The following is a 19,349-nucleotide window of genomic DNA, read 5'->3' as shown; positions in this document are numbered from 1 at the left end:
AAAACTTGGGGGAAAAATGTTCTTAAAGTAACGGGGGCTTTAGATTAAGAAGAAACCAACAAAAGGAAGGATCTCAGTAGGGGTTCTTTTTTTTATGTATAAAAATCATAATATCTGTCCTACGTATTATTTATTAATTTGAAAAGATAGTTGTAGGATGATAAATAAATTAGTAAAGTGGTCAAGCATTTGCTTAACCACTTTATTGTTAAACAGAAATTCTAGCTTTTTTGCAAGAAGTGCAAACCCTGCCGTACTTGGTCTTTAGTTTTTGATCGAAAAAGAAACTAAGCTCTTTTACTTCCCCACATTTGTCGCACATTTTCATTTCTTTCTTTTCGATTTTTTGGTACACCTTACTGGCATCTGTTAAAAAGATATTATCCTTATGAAGGGATGTGAAGTGCCTCCTAAACTCCCGATCCAAATGGTCCACCGGGTTTTCTCTTGCGATGAACTTGTTGAGCCTAATGAACCGGTAACCATAGCTTTCAATCGTTCTTTGACGTTCGATGTCACTATCCGTATAAAAGCTATCATAATTGTCCTTTGTCGCACCATTTTTAAAATGGAACTCATAGCCGTCGTATTCGATGATGGCACACTTGCTTCCACACAGGACGAGAAAGTCGACTCGGTAGGACGGGATGACGACAGATGGGTCCAACTGTCTCACATAGGCACCAATCTCAAACTGTGGAACAATCTCCACGGCTTCGGGGTTTTCTTGATAAAACGGTGTCTCCGTAATCCAGTGGAGCACATGCTCTTCCATGGGAGATTTCGTGTCAAGTTCCTTTCTCAACTGTTCGTGATCCTTCCCTTCAATATAAGTGGAGAACTTCCTAAGGGCGTTTCCGGCTTCCCCACGAATTTCGCCAGCGGGCTTCGAAAGAACAAATACAGCTCTTTCTTTCACCCGGCTGAAGCCTACATTTAATCTTTGGGCCTTCAGGTTGTCTTCGTTGTCAGTAAAGCTTAACGGGAAAATGTATTTCAGGCTGTCTTCCCCACGCCGCTCGACCATTGAATAAAAGACAATGTCCCGTTCTTCCCCCTGGCAAGAGTCGAACGTCATCACTTTTAGGCGAAAATTCAGCTTGTAGTAAAAAGAATCTGTGGTTTCAGAAATACGGTCCGACAGATACTTTTGCTGTTCCCGGAATGGCGTTATGATGCCGACGGTTCCTTCAAATCCTTCATCCTTCAATCTTTTTAACGCATTCAGGATGAACGTTACCTCGTCGCTGTTCGTGTTCTTTCTGATATCTCGTTTCTCACTATCGAGGATGTGAAATTGAATGACGTCACTTACCGGTTTTGCTCTGATCTTCATCACCTGCAACGATCCATCATAAAAGGCACCGTTCGAGTACCCGATGAGTTCGGAATAACCTCTGAAATGCTTTTTTAATATGGTATGGTAGTTCGCCATCGATTTGATGAACTCTAGAATCGAATTCTTGATGTTGAAATGTTCTACCGCCTCGATGAGTACCCCTTCCTGCGATTGTGAGAATACGTCTTTCACCCGTTTGAACAATGCCGAGTTGACGTCACCTGCCGCCTGGCTACTTTTTACGTTCCCGAACTGTTTTGGATCCCCGAGCACGACGACTTGCTTCGCACGGAGAATGGCTGGGAAGGCCTGTGCGATCGAGACCTGGCTCGCTTCATCGATAATGACGATGTCAAAAAGTCCGAGGGCGAACGGAAGATAATCCCCTATTTCACGGATTCCGAGAATCAAACAAGGAAAGGCTTCTATCAAGGGACGAAGGAGTTCTTCTGGTATCGGCTTTTTCTTTTTTATATGGGTTCGGATGAGTGTAGCGTCCTTTCGGTGATGGTCCAAAAACCCAATCATTCGTTCATCAAGGATATTCGTCATTTGACAGACAAGAAGATTCTCCATTTCTTTTCTGTTCCCCATGAAATCATGGTCAAGAAGCGTTTTTCCAGTCTCGGTCATAAGTAATTGATAAGAGAGATACTGTTCTAGTTGCATGATTTCTATATTTTCGGCTTTCATATAAGGGCTTTCGAGTATCGAAAGGTCGTTTATGACTTTGAATTCAATCGAGGATGATGTTAGTTCCTGCAGAATGGAATCCAAATCTCCTTTTCGGATCACTTCGAAAAAATCGATACCGGTTTCATTTCCGAGCTTTTCACACAGATCGTAAAACAAAGCTTCCTTCCGAATATCATTTCCTTGTTTTTTTAAATCGAGAGAATGAGTGTAAAAATGAGCAGCTAGGCTCTCTTCCAAATCCCTCACCTTTTTCCCCTGAAAAAGATGGCCAATAACCGGTCTTTTGAGTATTTCGTATGAGCGAATGGTTTCCAAAATTACTTTTGTCTTGTCTTTCGTGATGTCATTTGCAAAAAGGAAGGAAACTTTTTGTTCTTCTGCGTAGCAGGAAAGCCTCCTGAACGAAGAAAGGGTGTCACCAAATATCTTCTTCCACTCAATTAATGCACGTGGGAGAGAAAGTCCAAGGCGTTCTTCTAAGATCCTTTTTTGAGATTTTAAAATACAAGCATCATTGTACACAGCTTCCGGACTACCAAGGTACATCCAATTCTTCCACTGATCTTCATATACTGCCTCATACCCAAGATATACTGCGAGCAATTCCCCATCCAATGCCTTCCCGTGTTTTCTTTCCTCTTCGATATTGGTTTCTATTCTTTCCTTTAAAGAAACCAATTTTTCGTTCATTTCAGTCTTTTTCTTCCTAAACGTCTGTTGCCTCGTCTTTATTTTACTCACGTTCATCTGGTTAAATATTTTCTGGAAATTGTTGTTTTGTTTTCCGAGCCTAAGAACTGGGTTCTGGACGAAATCATCAAGCTTCATGCTGTCGAGAGTCTCGTTTATCTTGCTTTCAACGACATCCAACGCTTCTTGCTTGTCACTTACCATGAGGACCGATTTTCCCTTTAAAAGAGAGTCGAAAATGATCGCTGTAATCGTATGGCTTTTTCCAGTTCCAGGCGGCCCCTCGACGACCAGATATTTACCTTCTGGGTGGGAAAGGGCAGAAAGGAGCTGCTGCTGTTCCGCGTTCAATGGGATTGGTTGCTGATAGGAAAACTTGGCCGACAAGGGAAGCTCCTCATATGATTCCGATATAGTGCTGTCGATTGGGGTGGGATTCTCAAATAAAAAAGAGGTCAGGAGCTTCGAAAATTCCTGAATTTCTTCTTCAGACTCAGCTTGATCTAACATTAGAAGGAGTTCCTCATAATCATTGACAATACTCTCATCAGACTTGTCAAAAAGAGTGAACATCCAGTCATTGGAAAGGTGAATAAGACGATCTCCTTTTTTCGGTATACTTTTTTCCCTCGAGAAGAAATCGATCGTGTTCAAATCAAAGTAATCACTTATGTCATGAACAATCTTTTGGATAGTCCCCTCGATTCCTTGATCGAGGACAAGATGTCGGTTCGGTAGAGGCATGACACCTGTTCCTGTTTCCTTTCGGTACCGGTCGATAACGTATGCTACTGCTTTTTTGTTGAAAAACAGTTCATCGCCAACAAGCGAGAGATGAAAGGCACGATCTTCCTGCTTCACTTCGACTTTTCCATAAAAAAGAGGGAACGATTGATCCTTGTATGAAATCCTTCCGATATACAGGTAGATTTCTAAGCCATCTTCCAGTTCTTTGTCCCGGACTAGGGATAGAAATTCGCTGTAAAAGTTCCGAATTGGATAGGAGCCGAGCCAATCCTTAAAATCCTCTTCTTCCCTTTTTCTCTCGACTTTTTGGATTTTTTCTTCTTCAATCCCATAGGAGGAAAGAATCTCCCTTGTATTATCGGAGCTTTTTTGGATTGCACGGATTTCTCTTTCTGTTAGAAAGGTTGCGTACCGATCATAGGGAATGTCTGGCAAGTCACCATTTTGTAGGGTGGAAATGACTAAGGGATAATCTGAATAATGCCAAAGCGGGATATTTTGATCTTCTGATTTTATCCTTCTTGATGGAATCCTCGATGCTTTAAAATCGCTCTCTAAAAACTCCATATAATAGGAACAAAGCTCTTTTAGAAAAGATTTCGACAGGTGTTGTTCCATTTTATTTCCTCCTGGTTAATAACACATTAAAAAAAAGTTAACTAAATCATTTTTATTGGAGAAATTTACAAAAAATATCAAAGTGTATATTTGTTGAACAAGTTCTATCAAATAATTTTAGCACATACAAAATTAGGAAACGAGTTCCTTTGTAGAAAAATGTAAAATTATAAGAGATTAACTCGCTGGTTCTTGGGTACTTTGAACATTGGCTGAAACACATATTAGGAAAATCATTAGCAGAACGAAGGCTGGGCATCTTATTGGCACGCCAAAATTCTACACGAATTAGACTTAATCCTGGGGAAGCAATTGAATTCGCCAAATAAAATGCCGGCGTTGTACAGCCTTCGCGTACAGGGATCAATCCTGGTCCTGGCACTACTCACTCTGGATGGGTATCATTTGTGTAACCTAATAATGAAAATGGATATAAAATTGAAGAAAATAAAGATATTAATAATTTTTAAGCTTTTTTAAATATGACACCAAGTGAAATAGCAAAAAGGCAAAAAGAAAGCCTTAAATAATAATAAGTAGTGTAGAAATTAGCTATTTAAGAGCATTGTATTACTTCAACTACCATGTAAGAACGTAATATTTCTTACATTTTCTGTGGTGAAGCTCTGATTCATGTATGGCTGGGGGCGTTAATACAAGAAGGATTAACGTCTTTTTTATTGAATTTATTGTACTAACGGTACAGGATTGTCTGATAAGGGGGAAGGAGAAAAGATGAAAGAAAAAAAGATTAAACAGCAGTTAATAATGGGGTGTGTTTTGTTTGGAATTTTAGTTATATTAGGAAGTTTACAAGTTGTTTTTTCTCCATTCATATTTGTTAGAGGTGTATCGTTACTTGTAGTTATAGGCTGTTCAACAGGTGTAGGTACATTTATAAGAGAGCTTTTTATTTTAAAAAAGGTAAAGTAGCCAAAGCAATGAATGAATTTCATTTTCTTATTCAATTAACGGATAGCTTTACATCAATAAAGGTAAAGCCTTTTTTCTTATTCAAGTAACGTCTCAGTTTAGTACAAACGGTGTTTGAATTTGTAATAAAAATGGTCAACTAATTACTTTACCATCCATTCCATTTCCCTTCTTAAACTAAAGTCTCAGGATGATGGAATTAAATTACATTTTAAAATGAAAGAAAAAAGGAGTTCTCAAATGAAGAAAAAGATAAACATTTGGTCATTTATCTCTTCACTAATTTGTATTTTATTATTTGTTATAGTTACTTTTTCAGGTCCAATTGATTATTCTATTATGGGTACTCACCCTTTAAATCTGGTCTTATATATTACATTGATAACTTTAGTTTTAGGAGTATTAGGTTTTTCAGGTATTCAAGATTGGAAAGGGATGGCAAGGAGCATAGCTACGGTAATTATTACTTTGGGATTATCAACGTTTCTGACCATCGTTATATTTTTGGGAGGTTTATTGAGCTAACGGGGTGCTTTACTTGTACGAAATGTTTCTAGTTTAAATTGAGGATGTCCACATCTCTCAGGTAAAGGCTAGACAGTTCCATTGGGATTGAAGGGTTATATCGAAGAGTCAAATGATAGAGTAACGTCTTGAAGGGCTCTCTCTTAGTCGAATAGCATTAGATTTAGTAAGAATGATAATGTTATAAGCTCGGCGAAAAGGCGTGAGAATTTACCGTACCAGTTCGGCTGACGAAAGCCTACCCGCGGGGGTGGTGTAAATCATGATGCTTGAGTTGAATGAATATGGTGAGAATGCATTAAGCCCTACAAAAAAAGGGGTTGCCGACGAACTTCCGAATGTACAGGTCTACACGCACGATACATAGAAATGTGTATATCACCAAATGTGAGGTTAGCAGTGGATGAGTAAGAATAAGTAATATGAAAATCCATGATATGTTATAGGCATATGAACAGCTAACAGGCTTAGAGGAAGCACCTAAGTTCTTTCTATAATAGATATAATTCAACATTGTAAGCTGATAACGTGGAGGGCTTATTTCCAAAGAAGCGTTGATAAGGAAAACACTAGCGAAAATAACTACTGTATAACTTATCTTCGTATCAGTGAAAGTGGTGGCACAGTACCGTTGAAGTGTCTAATCAACATGGAGGGATAGCCACTAGACTAATGAAGATTCATTTAATCATGCAAGGCAATTCTTTATCGGTTAATAAGGTTCTCGTAAGACTAAAAGAGGTTCAACTCCCAAGGGAGTCACCGACTTATTGAAACGGAAGAAATGAGACACAGTGAGCATAGCAATGCTCAAAAGTGTTAATGGTCAAATCGAATTGGATTAGTTAGAACGCCGTATGCGGTGAAAGTCGCACTTACGGTGTGGACGGGGGGAAAAGGGAGCGATAACTTCAAACCCTTACCTATCTGTATCAATAAGGAGTGAAGTCTTTTTTTATGCAAGTAAAGGTCGGTTTAATAAGACTTTTAAATTCCAAACCCTAATAATGGAAATGAATGGTATAATAATTAAAAGAATTGCTGGGTGGGGAACTACCAAGATTGTATAATTGGATTGAAAAATATGTGATTGAAAAATTTATTGATAATAATTGGTGGTGTTTTCCTCTGAATAAAAAATATTTAGTAGTATATATCCCAACAGTCTTTATTTCAATTATTCTTTTTTATATTCTACCTCAAGATAAAAAATATCTAATCATAATACTTCCAGGAATAGCTGGAGTGATTTATAATATTTGGTCAAAAAGAAAAATAAAATAAGTGAAGTGACAAACTCTTTTTGCAGTAACGGGGGCAAGAGTTGAAGTTCCGGCTGCCAGTTTTGGCGGCTATTTTTATTCAACTATAGATTCAGGATAGTGAAAGAAGGAATTTTTATATTGGGGGCTCAATTTATGTACTCTTGGAGGATTACAAAATATAATCCGTTACACAGAAATGAAGATGGCAGCTATATAGACGATAAGGAATGGACTTCATTTTCAGAGATAGGTTCGAAGGTTGATAAATATGAATACCTAGAAACTGAACAAAAATATATAGATGCGATTATTTCTTTTATGGAGGAATTGGGATTAAAAAAGGCGTATATTAGTGATTTTGAGGGTAAAAGGGATGTTCTAAAAAATATTAAACAAGAACTAAACCTTGAAGAAATAAAAAAAGTAGCAACGCTAACCTTGCGAGAAGTTATCTGGTGTAAATTGACTTTCCATAGTAAATTATTCGTTCATTTCGGTTACGATTATTATATGTATATTGGAGCATATAAGGATTGCCCTAAAGCCAGAATGAAAGTCGAAAAAAGTGGCCTGTTTGTAGAGACTTACAATTCACCTTATTTAGATTGAGGAATTTCAGTTCTTATTAAACTATCAGGGGCGTTGATCTAAATAGGGTTAATGCCTTCCTTCATATTGCATTTTGAGAGTTCTTTAATTTGTTATGATGTACTTCGTAAGTAAAGGAATTAGAGTATACAGAGGGAGTGCTTAAAAATATGGAATACATAACACTTAATAATGGGTTAAAAATGCCAATTGTAGGGACAGGTACAAATACTTATGGAAAAGAAAATAACGAGTATAATGGGGCGTTAACAAATGAAATTCCTGAACTCGTATCAGCACTTGAGTTGGGTTACCGTTCAATAGACGCTGCCATCATTTATCGAAACGAAGAACTTGTCGGAAGAGTTTTAGCAGAAAGCACAGTGCCTCGAGAAGAGTTATTCATTACGACAAAAGTACCAGGCAGCGAAGAATATACTTCTTCAAAGGAAGCTACTCGAGCAGCTATCGATAACAGTCTAAAAAACTTCCAAACAGACTATCTCGACCTGCTTCTTATTCACTTCCCTATCGAAGACAAAGTACAACTTAAAAACACTTGGGAAGTCTTTGAAGAATATTACGAAGCGGGCAAACTAAAAGCAATCGGCGTTTCAAACTTTGGAAAAAATCATCTAGATGAATTGAAAGAATTTGCTAAAGTGAAGCCAGCTGTTAACCAAATACAAGTTAACTTAAAAGAACCTAATAAAGATCTCCTTGCCGTATTAAAAGACGAGGGTATTACACCTGTTGCGTGGGGACCTATGAAAGCTGAAGCCCATCAAAAAGAAGTTTTGGATGAAATCGGTAAAGCCTATGAAAAATCTGGTGCACAAGTCTTATTAAAATACCAAATCCAACGCGGTGTGATCGTTATTCCTAAATCTCACAACCGTGAAAATCAAGCATCTAATTTAGATCTTTTCGATTTCGAATTATCTGTAGAAGATATAGAAAAAATTGAAAACTTATAATTAGTTAGTCCTTCATCCTAGTGATATGAATAATATCGCTAGGATTTTGATTTTTTCAAAACAATGAGATTGGAATAGTCCCGTTTTTTATTGAACTAAAGGGCAGGTTACTTAAAGAAGAACCATATTCTATAAAATGTCTATTGTTTTGACAGAATTTTCTTGACTATTTTTTCGTTATTAATCTAATATAAGGTAAACATTCCTCTTTTTACCATTGAACTTTGATAGGTGGTGGTTTTTATTATGTTTAGTAACATAGGTATTCCTGGGTTAATTTTAACTATAATTATTGTCGGATTAGGCTTGTTTGTTTTACGTTCGTTAGTACAATTAATCCTTAAAAGACGGTAAACCCGTCTTTTTTTATGCTACAGCAGTCTACTTTGTAATATTTCTTATTAAAGTAACAGGGGCAAGAGTTTAGGTTCCTGTCACCAATATTGATGGCTATTTTCTTATTCAAGTAACGGGTGAGTTTAGTGTAGAAAAAGAAAAATTTAAAAATAGCAGGGAGATGCTATTATGGGAAATAATTCTGATGAATTTACAATTCGATTGAAGAGAACATCACAATTTGCAAATTGTTTAAGGAAATTTAAAATCTTTCTTAATAATGTCCATGTTAATGACATTGGTGACGGAGAAGAAGTAGTTATACCAATTGAGAAGGGACATCACGAGTTATATATAGCAATAGATTGGGTTAAAAGCAAAACATTCGATATTAATATAAATGATGGGCAAGAAATAAAATTACTATGCGGTTCTCCTTTAGAGGGTGCAAAACTTTTTATTCCTTTTTTAGGAATAATAGGAACGTTTGTGCCAAAGTGGTATTTATTTATCAAAAAAAGATAGAATTTATAAGCATTTTTTATTAAAGTAACGGGGGCTTTACTTTAAATAGAGGTAAAGCCTTTTTCTTATACAAGTAACGGTCAGAATAGTTGAATAAGAATAAAACTTCAAAAAGTGATTTTGTGGTAAAATTTGTATATAGGGGATTGAGGAGGAACTTATTTGATAAAAGGAAAATCCACATTTTTTTTAGTTATTTATTTAATTTCATTAATTATTGTAGGTGGTTGTAATAAGCCACCAGAGAAAGATATTGGAGAAGCTGTTACTAAAACGGAGGATTATTTTAAAAAGTCAAAAAGCATTGATTGTGTTTCAGCATTTGATGGTAGGAACACAGTAAAATTTAGACTATTGCTTGAAAACAAACCAACAGTTTATGAAGCAACTAAGTTATTTAACGATGTATTAAAAACTATTGAAAAGTATTCAAACAATGAAAAGACTTGGGATTATTACAACGCCAAATTAGATATGGCAAATAAGGATACCGTTATTTTTGAAGGAATTAAGGCAGCTGGGAAAAAATTGCAAGTGAAGTCTAAATAGACTCCATTTTTCTGCAGCTAATAGAGGCTATTCTTCAAGAAGTAGAATGTCCCTTTCATATTGAATTAAAGGTTCAGGATAGTTTAAAAAAAGTTGTTATTCCAAATACAGTAGTTTTTAGATTAAAAGGCATGTTAACCGAAAACTTTTTTATTTAAGGAAAAAAATGAGAAATAGACATGGAGGTTAAATCTAGTTATGAAAGATTTTGAAGAGATACTTAACTATTACAAAGAGGAAATAAAATGGAACCCACCGTTTGCTGAAATACTCTCTAACTATTCGCCAGATAGCTTAAAAGGATATTTAATAATGCGTGAATCCATACAAAATGGACACTTACCTAAGAAAACAAGAGAGTTGATTTTTACCATACTAGATAGTTTAGATGATGAAGTAAGCGGTGCAAAGGCACACGCTGTTGCAGCAATAGATGCAGGTTTAACTATGGAAGAATTAGTAGAAGCATTTGTAATTGTAACTATTGCAAAAGGAATCAATGTGTTATGTAAAACAGGTGTTGAAGCAATTAAAGCAGCAGAAAGAAGAAACCTAGAGATGAATTTAACTAACGAAAATCAATGATATTAAATCATATATTTTTTAAAAAACATGTAGGTTCATTCGAAATTGTGAATTAATGTACTTAAATTAACGGGGGTGATTGTTCAATAAGAGCAGTCGCTTTTATCTTCTTCAAGTAACGGGCAGAGTAGTTCAACACCACTGCCTTTTGGCTTGTTCGATTAACCAAAGTAGGTTATTTAAACAAAATAACGAATCATATTGGGTAGATATTTCTTAGGGGGAATCCAATGTTAATCAGAGAAATAAAACCAGATGATGATGAAAGTTTTACAAAATTAATTAAGCAGGTTGAAAGTGAGTCCCAATTTATGCTCTTTGAACCAGGGGAAAGAAAAATTAGTCCTGAAGAGCAGGGAAAAAGAATAGAAGTAATGAGGAAATCGGACAATTCAACCATTTTTGTTGTAGAAGAAGATAAACAATTAATTGGATACCTCATTGCGATGGGCGGTTATGCCAAAAGAAACAAACACTCTATATATCTTGTTATTGGTATCATAGCTCAGTATCGAGGGCTTGGAATAGGAACAAAATTATTTAAGCAATTAGAGAAGTGGGCAACAGATCACAATTTTCATCGTTTAGAATTAACCGTAGTAACTCATAATGAAGCTGGATTACGGTTATATAAAAAAATGGGATTTGAAATTGAAGGAACCAAAAGACATTCGCTTTACATTGATGGCAAATTTGTTGATGAATATTATATGTCTAAACTATTATAAGAATACCTTGTTCAGCCATTCTCAAAAAATGAGGGATCGCTTTTTCTTATTCGAGTAACGGTCAGTTTAGCTGAATAAGAAATCATCGTAGGGAACACTAAAATGAGGTGTTCTCTATGAAAAAATACATTATCTTACTATTGGCACTTGTTCTTTTTGTTATTCCTGAAAAAGTGGAGGCAAAAATTGAAGGTTATGATGTTGTTGCGAAGTTACCAAAAGAAAATATAACTTTGTATGCTAAGAAAATGGATGGTTTATATAAAGACTTTAAAATTTATTTAAAGGGCTGGGTTTACTCAAGACCTTTTTGGATGAACGATACAAATCCCACCTATGCACCAGAACTATTTTACAAAGACATAAACCAAGATGGAAAAAAGGAACTAATCATAGTTTTAACAACAGGAACTGGTTCAGGAGTGCGTGATGAAGAAGTTTATGTCTATAGATATACAAACGGATTAGTTGAAGTCCTTGTTGATAATCCTTTAGCAATTATTTATAAAAACGTAAAAACAAAACTAACTACTGAAAAAGCCGAAATGATCGTAGGGGACAAAATAACCATTGTTGACACTAAAAATATAAAGCCTTCACATTTATTTGAGGATATAGCTTTTGGGAGCATTATTGATTATGAAGTCATAAACAATAATCTTATGGTCAGGGTCAGCGTTACAATAGCACCCTCGATGGTTATTGGGGATATTATTATTGTTTATGAATACCGAGATAAAATGTATCAAGCGAAAACAATTGATTTTTTAACAGATATAAGTAAAAATCCATTTTACGGTCCAGTGAAACATTCAGCCATATTGAACTAACGGGGGCAATAGTGAAAAGGCAGCGGAGAATCCGTTGCCTTTTGCCATCCATTTCTAAAAATATTTTCTGTAAAATTCTCTCCTAATGCTTCCGCTTAACTGAGCATAAATCCTAGTAGTCTCACTTTTTTCGTGCCCAAGTAAACTTTGAATAACATCAATGGGAGCCCCGTTGTTCAATAGGTGTGTGGCATAGCTGTGGCGTAGTTGGTGCGGATGGATTTCTTTGTTGATCTCTGCCCGACTTGATATTCGTTTTATGATGTACCTCATTTGGGCAATACTCATTTTATGCGGATACCGTTCAGTGACAAAAATAGCTGGATCTTTATCCTGACGTAGGTCTAGGTATCGTTTTAGCCAAATTTCACATCGTATATTGAAGTATACTTCCCTTTCTTTATCTCCTTTTCCTATAACAATTGCTGAGCGATTTGACCAATTAATCGAATTTTTTTCAAGCGTAACAATTTCCCCTATTCTACAACCCGTTGAAAACATAAATTCAAATAACGCCTTTTCCATTGGAGTAAAGCAAGCTTCTCTTAAATGTTCAATTTCTCTCTCGGTTAAAAATTTTGGGATTCGTTTTCCTTGTTTCGGTTCTTTGATTTTCGCTGCTGGGTTCTTGGGGATATGTCCTTCTTCGTGTGACCAGCGGAATATTGATTTAATAAATCGAATACGATGAGATAAACTTGATGGCTTAAGATGTTCACTGGACTTTGCTAAGTATCCTTTCAGCTGTTCTGTCGTCACTGTCTCAATTTCAACATCGTTAAAGTACTGAATGAGTAACTTATATTGGAGACCATATGCTTTTAATGTTTGAGGGGAAAACCCTTCAATTCTTTTGTCAGATTCGTAAAGTTCCCAGGCTTTTGATAGCAGCAAAATAAATTCCTCCTATTTGATTATAGTAGAGGAATTATTGCCTTTATTATAGAAATGGAAACATAAGGTGTTCGGGTAAGGTTATTTGTGGAAGGGGTAGAAAGGGGGATTTAAAGGGATGTATATAATAAAAAAAATAATGGACATTAGAGAAAAATCAAAAGTTACAAATTTGGTATTAAGAAAGATACCTGAGTGGTTTGGAATAGAAGAGGCGATTAATAATTATGTAAAAGAAGTAGAAGGTACGGATTTTTATGCTTTATTTCTTGAGGATAACCCAATAGGTTTTATAAGTATCAAATCAAATAATCAGTACACTTCAGAAATTTATGTAATGGGGATTTTAAAGAAATATCATAAAAAAGGTTTTGGTAAAAAATTGTTATTAAAAGCAGAAGAAACATTGATTAATAATCAAGTTAAATTTCTAATGGTAAAAACTTTAGGAGATTCGCATTCCGATTTAAACTATAAGAATACAAGACAATTCTATACAAAAGTTGGTTTTTTTCCATTGGAAGAGATCAAAGAAATTTGGGGTGAAGAAAACCCTTGTTTGATAATGGTTAAATATTTACAGTAACAATTGTTTTCTCTAGTAATCGTACCTTCTATAACTTGATATGTTCCTCCATTTTAAATTATTTTTTCATAAACAAATTTGAGTAATAACCTACTTAAAACCGAGCGGGGGTGTTCGTGGAATTAGGGAATCGCCTTTTCTTATTGAAGTAAAGGGCAGTTTAGTTTAATTGTCCATCTTTATCCAAATTTAAATATCTCTCATTCTTTAAAAATTGGATATAATTAACTGAAAATGGGATGGAGGTCTAAATATGAAAAGAAAAAGGTACTACATCTACCTGTTTATTATTCTGTTATTTGGGGCAGTCGGCTGTTCAAACAAAAGTGTAACTAAATCAAAGCAGGTTTCATTGGGTTCGCAATCAGTTGGAGAAACGGTGGAAGTTCAACGTTTAAATCAATTGGGTAACGAAAGTGCGGTTACTTTTGCAGATTCTAAGGATATAAGAATCCTTAAAGAAGCAGTAAAAACAGCCGTGAAAGAACCTGGAATTGCAAATATTTCTAATCCCATATATAAAGTGACTCTCGGGGGAGACTTCTATTTCCTTTGGTTAATAAATGGGCACGGTACCGTAATGAATACTAAGGATACACATACTATATATAGCTTGCTCGACGAATCAACAAGAGCCATAGAACAATTATTCGCGGAAACATTCCCTGCAATAAAGAAAGATGGGACATTAGATATGTCCTCCTATTCTGATTTCCCAATGGATGCAAATAACGTAGGTTTTTATATAGGAGCCCTTGATCCAACCCCGATTGAAGAAGTGAAAAACGGCGTTTATATTATTGGGGTACATGCCCACGGAGACCGCCAATCGTTTCAAATTTTTTCTAAAGTATCTCAGGGTGATTATCAGTACGCTACTGCCCGACTTGAGGGTGAAAACCTGATTATTGAAATAAAGAGTCACAAAGTAAAAAATGGGGAGGTATCCTATCCCTATGTAATTCATGGCTTGTCTATAAAAGAAAACCCCAGATATTATGTGGTAATTCGGAACGGTATAACGGAGAAGAAGGAAGAAATTGCATACGGAATAGAATAGTATCAGTAGAAGTAAATTTAGTTACTATTTTAACGGGAGCGTTGAGTAGGAAGGATTATACACCTATTGAGTTCAACGGTCAGGATACCTCAATAAGAAAAAACAAAAATTACCTCATATCTTATATAATTAGTATTAGTAAGTAAAGGGGGTAATCGATTGTCAAATAAACATTTAAAAGGTAAATATAATGATGCGTTTGAAGTAATCCAAGAAATAATTAATGAATGGGACCCACTTGATTTACTTTCCCTTGATTGCCCAGATGATGAGTATGAATCTGAGATTCAACGAATTGTATCCGCAACTCTAAATAAGGATAATGCCGATAAAATGGCAGAAAAAATCAATGAAATCCTCTATAAGACTTTCGGGGATGACTTTAAAAAATCAAACGATTGTCTACAGATTGCTGAGAGGATTTTAAAAACGCTTGAAGCTAACGAGGACAAATATTGAACAAAGAGTTGCGATGGCAGCTCCTTTTTCAGTTGACCAACTAATGGACAGTTTATTTTTAAAAGGGTTACTTTCAAATTTAATAACAAGCTTATAAAGCTAAGTCTGTTGTATTGAGGGATGAATATGACACGTAATCGGGAACTACCACAGTTTGAAATCTTCGAGGTTTCAAAAGATGATGCTGGAAGATATGCAAAAATTAAAGCCACATATCCAGACGGTGAAATGACCATACGATGGGGATTGGATTCTTTAACCTATGTAAATTTAAAAAGTACCTTTTCAACTCGTGTATTTGAATGGATGCCAAGTTTACCCTACTGCTATAAACTTTTAAATTTTTATAGCTCTTCCCGTAATCCTGATGAAACAAGGGATTACTCAGGATTTATTGAATGTATCCTAGATAAGCAGAAAAAACAAATTGAATTTAAATGTTCAGAAACATTTGCTGGAAATATAGAATGGATGTCGGGTGTAAAAAGCTGCGAAGAAATCATTCATTTAGAGTGGAAGGATTTAAATCAAAAGGGTACATTGTGAAGAATTGTACTTAAGCTAACGGGGTGCTTTACTTCAATAAAGGTAAAGCCTTTTTTCTTCTTCAAGTAACGGTCAGGTTAGTGGAATAAGAAGAGGAAAAAAAATAGAGGTAAAAAGCCTTCTTTTAGAGAATTTGTAAAATGACTCCTTTTTACTTACATATTACACAAAGACCGTTTAAATGACGGTCTATTTATATAGGTGTGAATAAATACTTGTAACCTTTTTTGGGGCTCAAACGATTAATATATGTAAACCAAAACGAGGGGGGAAGGATTTGTTTGATAACGAAAATTTAGAGGCACAGATTGATATTATCTATAATCGCTATTATTTAGAAGTGTATCGCTTCCTTATGTGTTTTTCTGGTAATCAAAACGAAGCTGAGGATTTAACCCAAGAAGTGTTTATTCGAGTCCTAAATAACCTGTCTAACATTAACAGTATTGTTAACTTTAAAACTTGGATATTTTCAATTGCAAAGCATGTTGCAATTGACTATTATCGGAAAAGAAAATTTTCTTCCCTCTTCACGGATGGATTTTTTAAACATATGGTTTCAACTGAAAAGGAACCAAATGAAGTATATGAACAAAACGAAATGAAAAGGCTTGTTCACGAAGCGATTTCAAAGTTAAAACCAAACTATCGGGCGGTAGTAATATTAAGAGGTATTAACGAATTTTCAATTAAAGAGACATCCGAAATCCTTCAATGTAGCGAGTCAAAGGTCAAGGTTGATTACCACAGAGCCTTAAAAGAACTTAAAAAGAAATTGAAATTGGATGCAGAGGAGGTTATTGGAAATGCAAACTGAAAAAGACTTATTTGATTTAATTAGAGAAGCATATCCACTCAATCCTAGAGAGGAATTTGTATCATCCACATCTAATAAGCTAAAACAAACTGCTAGGAAATTAACTATAAAAAGAAGAATAAAAAAATTTTCAGTTGCTACAACCATTTTTGCAATAAGTGCCATTACCTTGTCATGGTTTACCTTTTATGGTGGTAAAGAAGTAATTTTCAATAATCTTAACACTTACCAAGAAAAAAATTCTGCATCCTCACCAACTGTTAGCAGCCAAGTTCCTCTAGTATATTTATATCAGACGCACAATTTAGAATCTTTTTTCACAGAAACTAAAACGAATGACTCCAATGAAGCGTTTCATGAGACAAAAAACATTACATTAGTCGGTGAAAGATTAAGCCAATCATTAAAAAAGAGTGGTATTAAGTCCATCCACGATGAGACCAATATCATGCAAATTCTAAAACAAAAAAAATTACCACTCAGAGAATCATATAAAGTATCTAGAGAGCCACTTAAAGATGCGGTAAAGAAAAATAAGTCAATCAAAATGGTGTTCGATTTACACAGAGATACACTAAAAAGAAGTGAGACAACGATTAATTTGGATGGAAAAGATTATCCTAGGATTGCATTTATAGTATCCAAAGCCAGTTTCAATTACGGAGTAAATTTGAAGTTTGCGGAGCTGCTTCATAAATATATTGAAGAAAAATATCCTCACTTATCAAGAGGAGTCATTGTTAAAGACAATCCACCAAATCAAAATACCTATAATCAGGACCTTTTTGGTAACTCTGTTTTATTAGAAATTGGTGGAACTGAAAACACTTTGGATGAGGAATATAGAACTGTGGATGTCCTTTCAGAAATTATTAAAGAAATCCTTTCAGATTGGACTGAACAAAAAAAGCAATAGTGTTTTCATATGAGGCTGCTGCGGTAGCTTCTTATTTTAAGCGAACTAATTGTGAAGAATTACACTTAAAGTAACGGGGGCTTATGTTCAAGAAGGTAATCACATCTGAGTTCTCGAATTATTAATATGAAAATTTCATAATGAAAGGAGACATTTTAAGATGACAACTCCCATCAAAACTTTAAAGACCTGTAACAAGGGGCATAAATATTATAAAAGTAGCGATTGTCCAACCTGTCCGAGGTGTGAGCAAGAATGCAAGCCTGAAAATGGATTTCTTGCATCGCTATCCGCACCTGCAAGACGAGCCTTAGAAAACAATGGAATAGTTTCTTTACAGAAGTTATCAACATATACTGAAAGAGAGATTTTAAAATTTCACGGTATGGGTCCAGCTTCTTTACCGAAACTTAGGTCTGCTTTGAAAGAAGAAAGATTATCTTTTAGAGACTAAAGAGTTTCAAATTCTGTTAAATTCGAAAAAATTGGTATTGAACATAATTACGAAGGTGCAAGCCTTAAACTACGGAAGTATTTTTATTTTAGGCTCTGTTAAATAATATTGTTGATAATCAAATTAAATCAAGGACAGAAACGGTGGTATTTAATTTAATTGGTTGAATTTTTACATTATTTTGTAAAATTTCCCTAAAGGACTGTACGATTTGGTATAATGAAAATTGAAGTGGAGGTTTGTAGAAATGAAAAATGAGTTAACTACATCTGTAAATTCATTCTTTTTTTTAGTGATTGTGATTATTTTAGCTACTCTAGTCGTTGCATTACCAATCTTGTTTATTTTTAAAGTTTTACTTCTTCTTTTAATCATCTTATTTTCAAAGCGACTATTAAGCATTCTTTCAAAATTGACAGGAAAATTAGGACAATATTCTATTAATATAGTGATATTTTGGGTAATGTATTTTCTTTTTCTTTTTCTTTTTTATTATTTTACAACCTAATAAAAATTCTACTTTATTATTCAATTACTTATATCAAGCACAACCTAATTCTGAGCCATCGAGCTTATTTTTATTTGTAGAAATTTTTAAATAGGGGACAACTGATTGGAACAACAAAAAAGTTGCCCACTCTTGCCATGCCTTTTATAAACTTATTAAAATAAATCCCATTAATCTAACAACCAAGGAATATTCATTTGAAATTCAAACTGAATTACATGTTTTGGGAAATCGTCAGGAACTAATTTCTCTTTAATCCTCAATTCTTATTTCCGAAACCACATTATATATTTCAAATACTTCTCAACCTCACAGTTAGAAATCACAGGAGAAAATCTATAAGGTAAATGTCGATAATCTTAATCTTTCATAAGTTGCAATGGTAGTTAATAAGCAACTATCAATGACCATTTTGCTTACCGTTGTAGAATCATTGCGGAATCGGATTAGGTCTAGGAACTGAAACCAACTCAAATAATGGTCGAGGTATTTGGTTGCCACACCATTAAATCGGTCCATCCAGCCTTTCAAGCGGCTATGATAGTTATTGACATTTTGGATATGGTAGAGCCCTTTGACCTGTTCCTTCCCATCAGATTTGAATGGATAATGCTCCAATCCCTTGTCTTTTGCATAGGTTTTAAAAGCCCGCCACGCATCAGTACAAAGAGTATTCGATTTGGACAACTTGGAGCCAACTGCTTTCTCCAAGCGAGATTTTACAATACGTCCCTGTCCTATCACTTTTGAATAAGTCAGTTTTTGACGGTCTCTGGCAATCAACACACAGACTTGTTCCCTACTGATTCCACGGAATTGAGAAGAACCGCCACGTTTGCGAGCTTTACGCCCTTTTAAATTTCGTTTGCCTTTTTCAGAGTATAGGAAATAGGTTTCATCCATTTCAACAATACCAGAAAATTGGTCAAAATCCGTTTGTTTCAAAGCGGATAAAATTTTGTGCCGCCAATAGAAAAGGGTAACGTAGTGAACTTCAATCAGCTCAGATGCCTTGCGTAAAGAATATCCTTCAATCATTTTTTTTCATTTTTTATATAACCATTATAGAACAACAGTTCGTTTTATTCAAATATCAACATAATCATTTAACATAGCCTTATTTTAAAAGGTTCAAAATCATTATCTTTTATTTGTGAACAATTACACTTAAAGTAACG

At 35.0% G+C, this 19,349-nt stretch carries 20 protein-coding genes and 2 pseudogenes; 19 read left to right on the top strand and 3 right to left on the bottom strand.

The window, feature by feature from the left end; all coding sequences use genetic code 11:
• Positions 1 to 208: 208 nt before the first annotated feature.
• Positions 209 to 4,090, bottom strand: a complete 3,882-nt coding sequence (locus RCG20_RS05975) for an AAA domain-containing protein (protein WP_308183322.1) — start codon at positions 4,088 to 4,090, stop codon at positions 209 to 211.
• Positions 4,091 to 4,333: 243 nt separating this feature from the next.
• On the opposite strand from RCG20_RS05975, the pseudogene RCG20_RS21745 reads away from it, so the two are divergent.
• From RCG20_RS21745 to RCG20_RS05925, 11 genes and pseudogenes are all read left to right on the top strand, one after another.
• A pseudogene (locus tag RCG20_RS21745) lies at positions 4,334 to 4,416 on the top strand (SpoVR family protein); the annotation flags it as partial.
• A 409-nt stretch (positions 4,417 to 4,825) separates the two neighbouring features.
• The gene (locus tag RCG20_RS05970; RefSeq protein ID WP_308183321.1) at positions 4,826 to 5,023 is read left to right on the top strand and encodes a hypothetical protein; all 198 of its coding nucleotides are present in this window, start codon (positions 4,826 to 4,828) and stop codon (positions 5,021 to 5,023) included.
• A 240-nt stretch (positions 5,024 to 5,263) separates the two neighbouring features.
• A complete protein-coding gene (locus tag RCG20_RS05965; protein WP_308182457.1) occupies positions 5,264 to 5,548 on the top strand; it encodes a hypothetical protein in 285 nt (94 codons plus the stop codon).
• Between the two features lie 1,062 nt (positions 5,549 to 6,610).
• Complete coding sequence (locus tag RCG20_RS05960; protein WP_308183320.1) at positions 6,611 to 6,832, top strand: hypothetical protein; 222 nt, start codon at positions 6,611 to 6,613, stop codon at positions 6,830 to 6,832.
• Between the two features lie 134 nt (positions 6,833 to 6,966).
• Complete coding sequence (locus tag RCG20_RS05955) at positions 6,967 to 7,422, top strand: hypothetical protein (protein WP_308183319.1); 456 nt, start codon at positions 6,967 to 6,969, stop codon at positions 7,420 to 7,422.
• Positions 7,423 to 7,571: 149 nt separating this feature from the next.
• The gene (locus RCG20_RS05950) at positions 7,572 to 8,378 is read left to right on the top strand and encodes an aldo/keto reductase (RefSeq protein WP_308183318.1); all 807 of its coding nucleotides are present in this window, start codon (positions 7,572 to 7,574) and stop codon (positions 8,376 to 8,378) included.
• 525 nt (positions 8,379 to 8,903) lie between these two features.
• Complete coding sequence (locus tag RCG20_RS05945) at positions 8,904 to 9,239, top strand: hypothetical protein (RefSeq protein ID WP_308183317.1); 336 nt, start codon at positions 8,904 to 8,906, stop codon at positions 9,237 to 9,239.
• 162 nt (positions 9,240 to 9,401) lie between these two features.
• Positions 9,402 to 9,788, top strand: coding sequence for an IolE/MocC family protein (locus RCG20_RS05940; RefSeq protein ID WP_308183316.1), 387 nt, complete (start codon positions 9,402 to 9,404; stop codon positions 9,786 to 9,788).
• A 198-nt stretch (positions 9,789 to 9,986) separates the two neighbouring features.
• Positions 9,987 to 10,373 (top strand): carboxymuconolactone decarboxylase family protein, encoded by a 387-nt coding sequence (locus RCG20_RS05935; RefSeq protein WP_308183315.1) that lies wholly within the window; start codon positions 9,987 to 9,989, stop codon positions 10,371 to 10,373.
• Positions 10,374 to 10,603: 230 nt separating this feature from the next.
• Complete coding sequence (locus tag RCG20_RS05930; protein ID WP_308183314.1) at positions 10,604 to 11,101, top strand: GNAT family N-acetyltransferase; 498 nt, start codon at positions 10,604 to 10,606, stop codon at positions 11,099 to 11,101.
• Positions 11,102 to 11,217: 116 nt separating this feature from the next.
• On the top strand, positions 11,218 to 11,931 hold the full coding sequence (locus tag RCG20_RS05925; RefSeq protein WP_308183313.1) for a hypothetical protein: 714 nt from the start codon (positions 11,218 to 11,220) through the stop codon (positions 11,929 to 11,931).
• Between the two features lie 54 nt (positions 11,932 to 11,985).
• Here RCG20_RS05925 and RCG20_RS05920 read toward each other — a convergent pair whose 3' ends face one another.
• Positions 11,986 to 12,825 carry a tyrosine-type recombinase/integrase gene (locus RCG20_RS05920; RefSeq protein ID WP_308183312.1) on the bottom strand — a complete coding sequence of 280 codons (840 nt, stop codon included), beginning with the start codon at positions 12,823 to 12,825 and terminating at the stop codon, positions 11,986 to 11,988.
• Between the two features lie 118 nt (positions 12,826 to 12,943).
• Here RCG20_RS05920 and RCG20_RS05915 point away from each other — a divergent pair, with 118 nt between their 5' ends.
• The 8 genes from RCG20_RS05915 (at position 12,944) to RCG20_RS05880 (ending at position 18,171) form a co-directional block, all read left to right on the top strand.
• On the top strand, positions 12,944 to 13,411 hold the full coding sequence (locus tag RCG20_RS05915; RefSeq protein WP_308183311.1) for a GNAT family N-acetyltransferase: 468 nt from the start codon (positions 12,944 to 12,946) through the stop codon (positions 13,409 to 13,411).
• A 253-nt stretch (positions 13,412 to 13,664) separates the two neighbouring features.
• The gene (locus RCG20_RS05910) at positions 13,665 to 14,471 is read left to right on the top strand and encodes a YhfM domain-containing protein (protein ID WP_308183310.1); all 807 of its coding nucleotides are present in this window, start codon (positions 13,665 to 13,667) and stop codon (positions 14,469 to 14,471) included.
• Positions 14,472 to 14,630: 159 nt separating this feature from the next.
• Positions 14,631 to 14,930 (top strand): DUF1871 family protein, encoded by a 300-nt coding sequence (locus RCG20_RS05905; protein WP_308183309.1) that lies wholly within the window; start codon positions 14,631 to 14,633, stop codon positions 14,928 to 14,930.
• Positions 14,931 to 15,056: 126 nt separating this feature from the next.
• Positions 15,057 to 15,476, top strand: coding sequence for a hypothetical protein (locus tag RCG20_RS05900; RefSeq protein ID WP_308183308.1), 420 nt, complete (start codon positions 15,057 to 15,059; stop codon positions 15,474 to 15,476).
• A gap of 277 nt (positions 15,477 to 15,753) precedes the next feature.
• Entirely contained in the window at positions 15,754 to 16,293 is a 540-nt protein-coding gene (locus RCG20_RS05895) for an RNA polymerase sigma factor (protein WP_308183307.1), read from the top strand.
• Positions 16,283 to 17,209 carry a stage II sporulation protein P gene (gene spoIIP / locus RCG20_RS05890; RefSeq protein ID WP_308183306.1) on the top strand — a complete coding sequence of 309 codons (927 nt, stop codon included), beginning with the start codon at positions 16,283 to 16,285 and terminating at the stop codon, positions 17,207 to 17,209. Before RCG20_RS05895 ends, spoIIP begins: the two co-directional genes overlap by 11 nt.
• Before the next feature lie 160 nt (positions 17,210 to 17,369).
• Positions 17,370 to 17,663, top strand: coding sequence for an RNA polymerase alpha subunit C-terminal domain-containing protein (locus tag RCG20_RS05885; protein WP_308183305.1), 294 nt, complete (start codon positions 17,370 to 17,372; stop codon positions 17,661 to 17,663).
• Between the two features lie 247 nt (positions 17,664 to 17,910).
• Positions 17,911 to 18,171: a hypothetical protein gene (locus tag RCG20_RS05880; RefSeq protein WP_308183304.1), complete on the top strand. Its 261-nt coding sequence runs from the start codon at positions 17,911 to 17,913 to the stop codon at positions 18,169 to 18,171.
• A 336-nt stretch (positions 18,172 to 18,507) separates the two neighbouring features.
• On the opposite strand, the pseudogene RCG20_RS05875 reads toward RCG20_RS05880, so the two are convergent.
• Positions 18,508 to 19,209, bottom strand: a pseudogene (locus tag RCG20_RS05875) (IS1595 family transposase); the annotation flags it as partial.
• Positions 19,210 to 19,349 lie beyond the last annotated feature (140 nt).

The organism is Neobacillus sp. PS3-40 (assembly GCF_030915485.1).
Classification (GTDB): domain Bacteria; phylum Bacillota; class Bacilli; order Bacillales; family Cytobacillaceae; genus JAUZPL01.
Note: the sequence above shows the minus strand (reverse complement) of the source record. Positions and strands in the feature narration are given on the sequence as shown.

Coding starts and splice junctions, on each gene's coding strand:
- RCG20_RS05935 (WP_308183315.1), top strand. CDS start 9,987: ATGAAAGATTTTGAAGAGATACTTAACTATTACAAAGAGGAAATAAAA.
- RCG20_RS05900 (WP_308183308.1), top strand. CDS start 15,057: ATGACACGTAATCGGGAACTACCACAGTTTGAAATCTTCGAGGTTTCA.
- RCG20_RS05965 (WP_308182457.1), top strand. CDS start 5,264: ATGAAGAAAAAGATAAACATTTGGTCATTTATCTCTTCACTAATTTGT.
- RCG20_RS05950 (WP_308183318.1), top strand. CDS start 7,572: ATGGAATACATAACACTTAATAATGGGTTAAAAATGCCAATTGTAGGG.
- RCG20_RS05880 (WP_308183304.1), top strand. CDS start 17,911: ATGAAAAATGAGTTAACTACATCTGTAAATTCATTCTTTTTTTTAGTG.
- RCG20_RS05975 (WP_308183322.1), bottom strand. CDS start 4,090: ATGGAACAACACCTGTCGAAATCTTTTCTAAAAGAGCTTTGTTCCTAT.
- spoIIP (WP_308183306.1), top strand. CDS start 16,283: ATGCAAACTGAAAAAGACTTATTTGATTTAATTAGAGAAGCATATCCA.
- RCG20_RS05930 (WP_308183314.1), top strand. CDS start 10,604: ATGTTAATCAGAGAAATAAAACCAGATGATGATGAAAGTTTTACAAAA.
- RCG20_RS05910 (WP_308183310.1), top strand. CDS start 13,665: ATGAAAAGAAAAAGGTACTACATCTACCTGTTTATTATTCTGTTATTT.
- RCG20_RS05885 (WP_308183305.1), top strand. CDS start 17,370: ATGACAACTCCCATCAAAACTTTAAAGACCTGTAACAAGGGGCATAAA.
- RCG20_RS05970 (WP_308183321.1), top strand. CDS start 4,826: ATGAAAGAAAAAAAGATTAAACAGCAGTTAATAATGGGGTGTGTTTTG.
- RCG20_RS05915 (WP_308183311.1), top strand. CDS start 12,944: ATGTATATAATAAAAAAAATAATGGACATTAGAGAAAAATCAAAAGTT.
- RCG20_RS05945 (WP_308183317.1), top strand. CDS start 8,904: ATGGGAAATAATTCTGATGAATTTACAATTCGATTGAAGAGAACATCA.
- RCG20_RS05955 (WP_308183319.1), top strand. CDS start 6,967: ATGTACTCTTGGAGGATTACAAAATATAATCCGTTACACAGAAATGAA.
- RCG20_RS05925 (WP_308183313.1), top strand. CDS start 11,218: ATGAAAAAATACATTATCTTACTATTGGCACTTGTTCTTTTTGTTATT.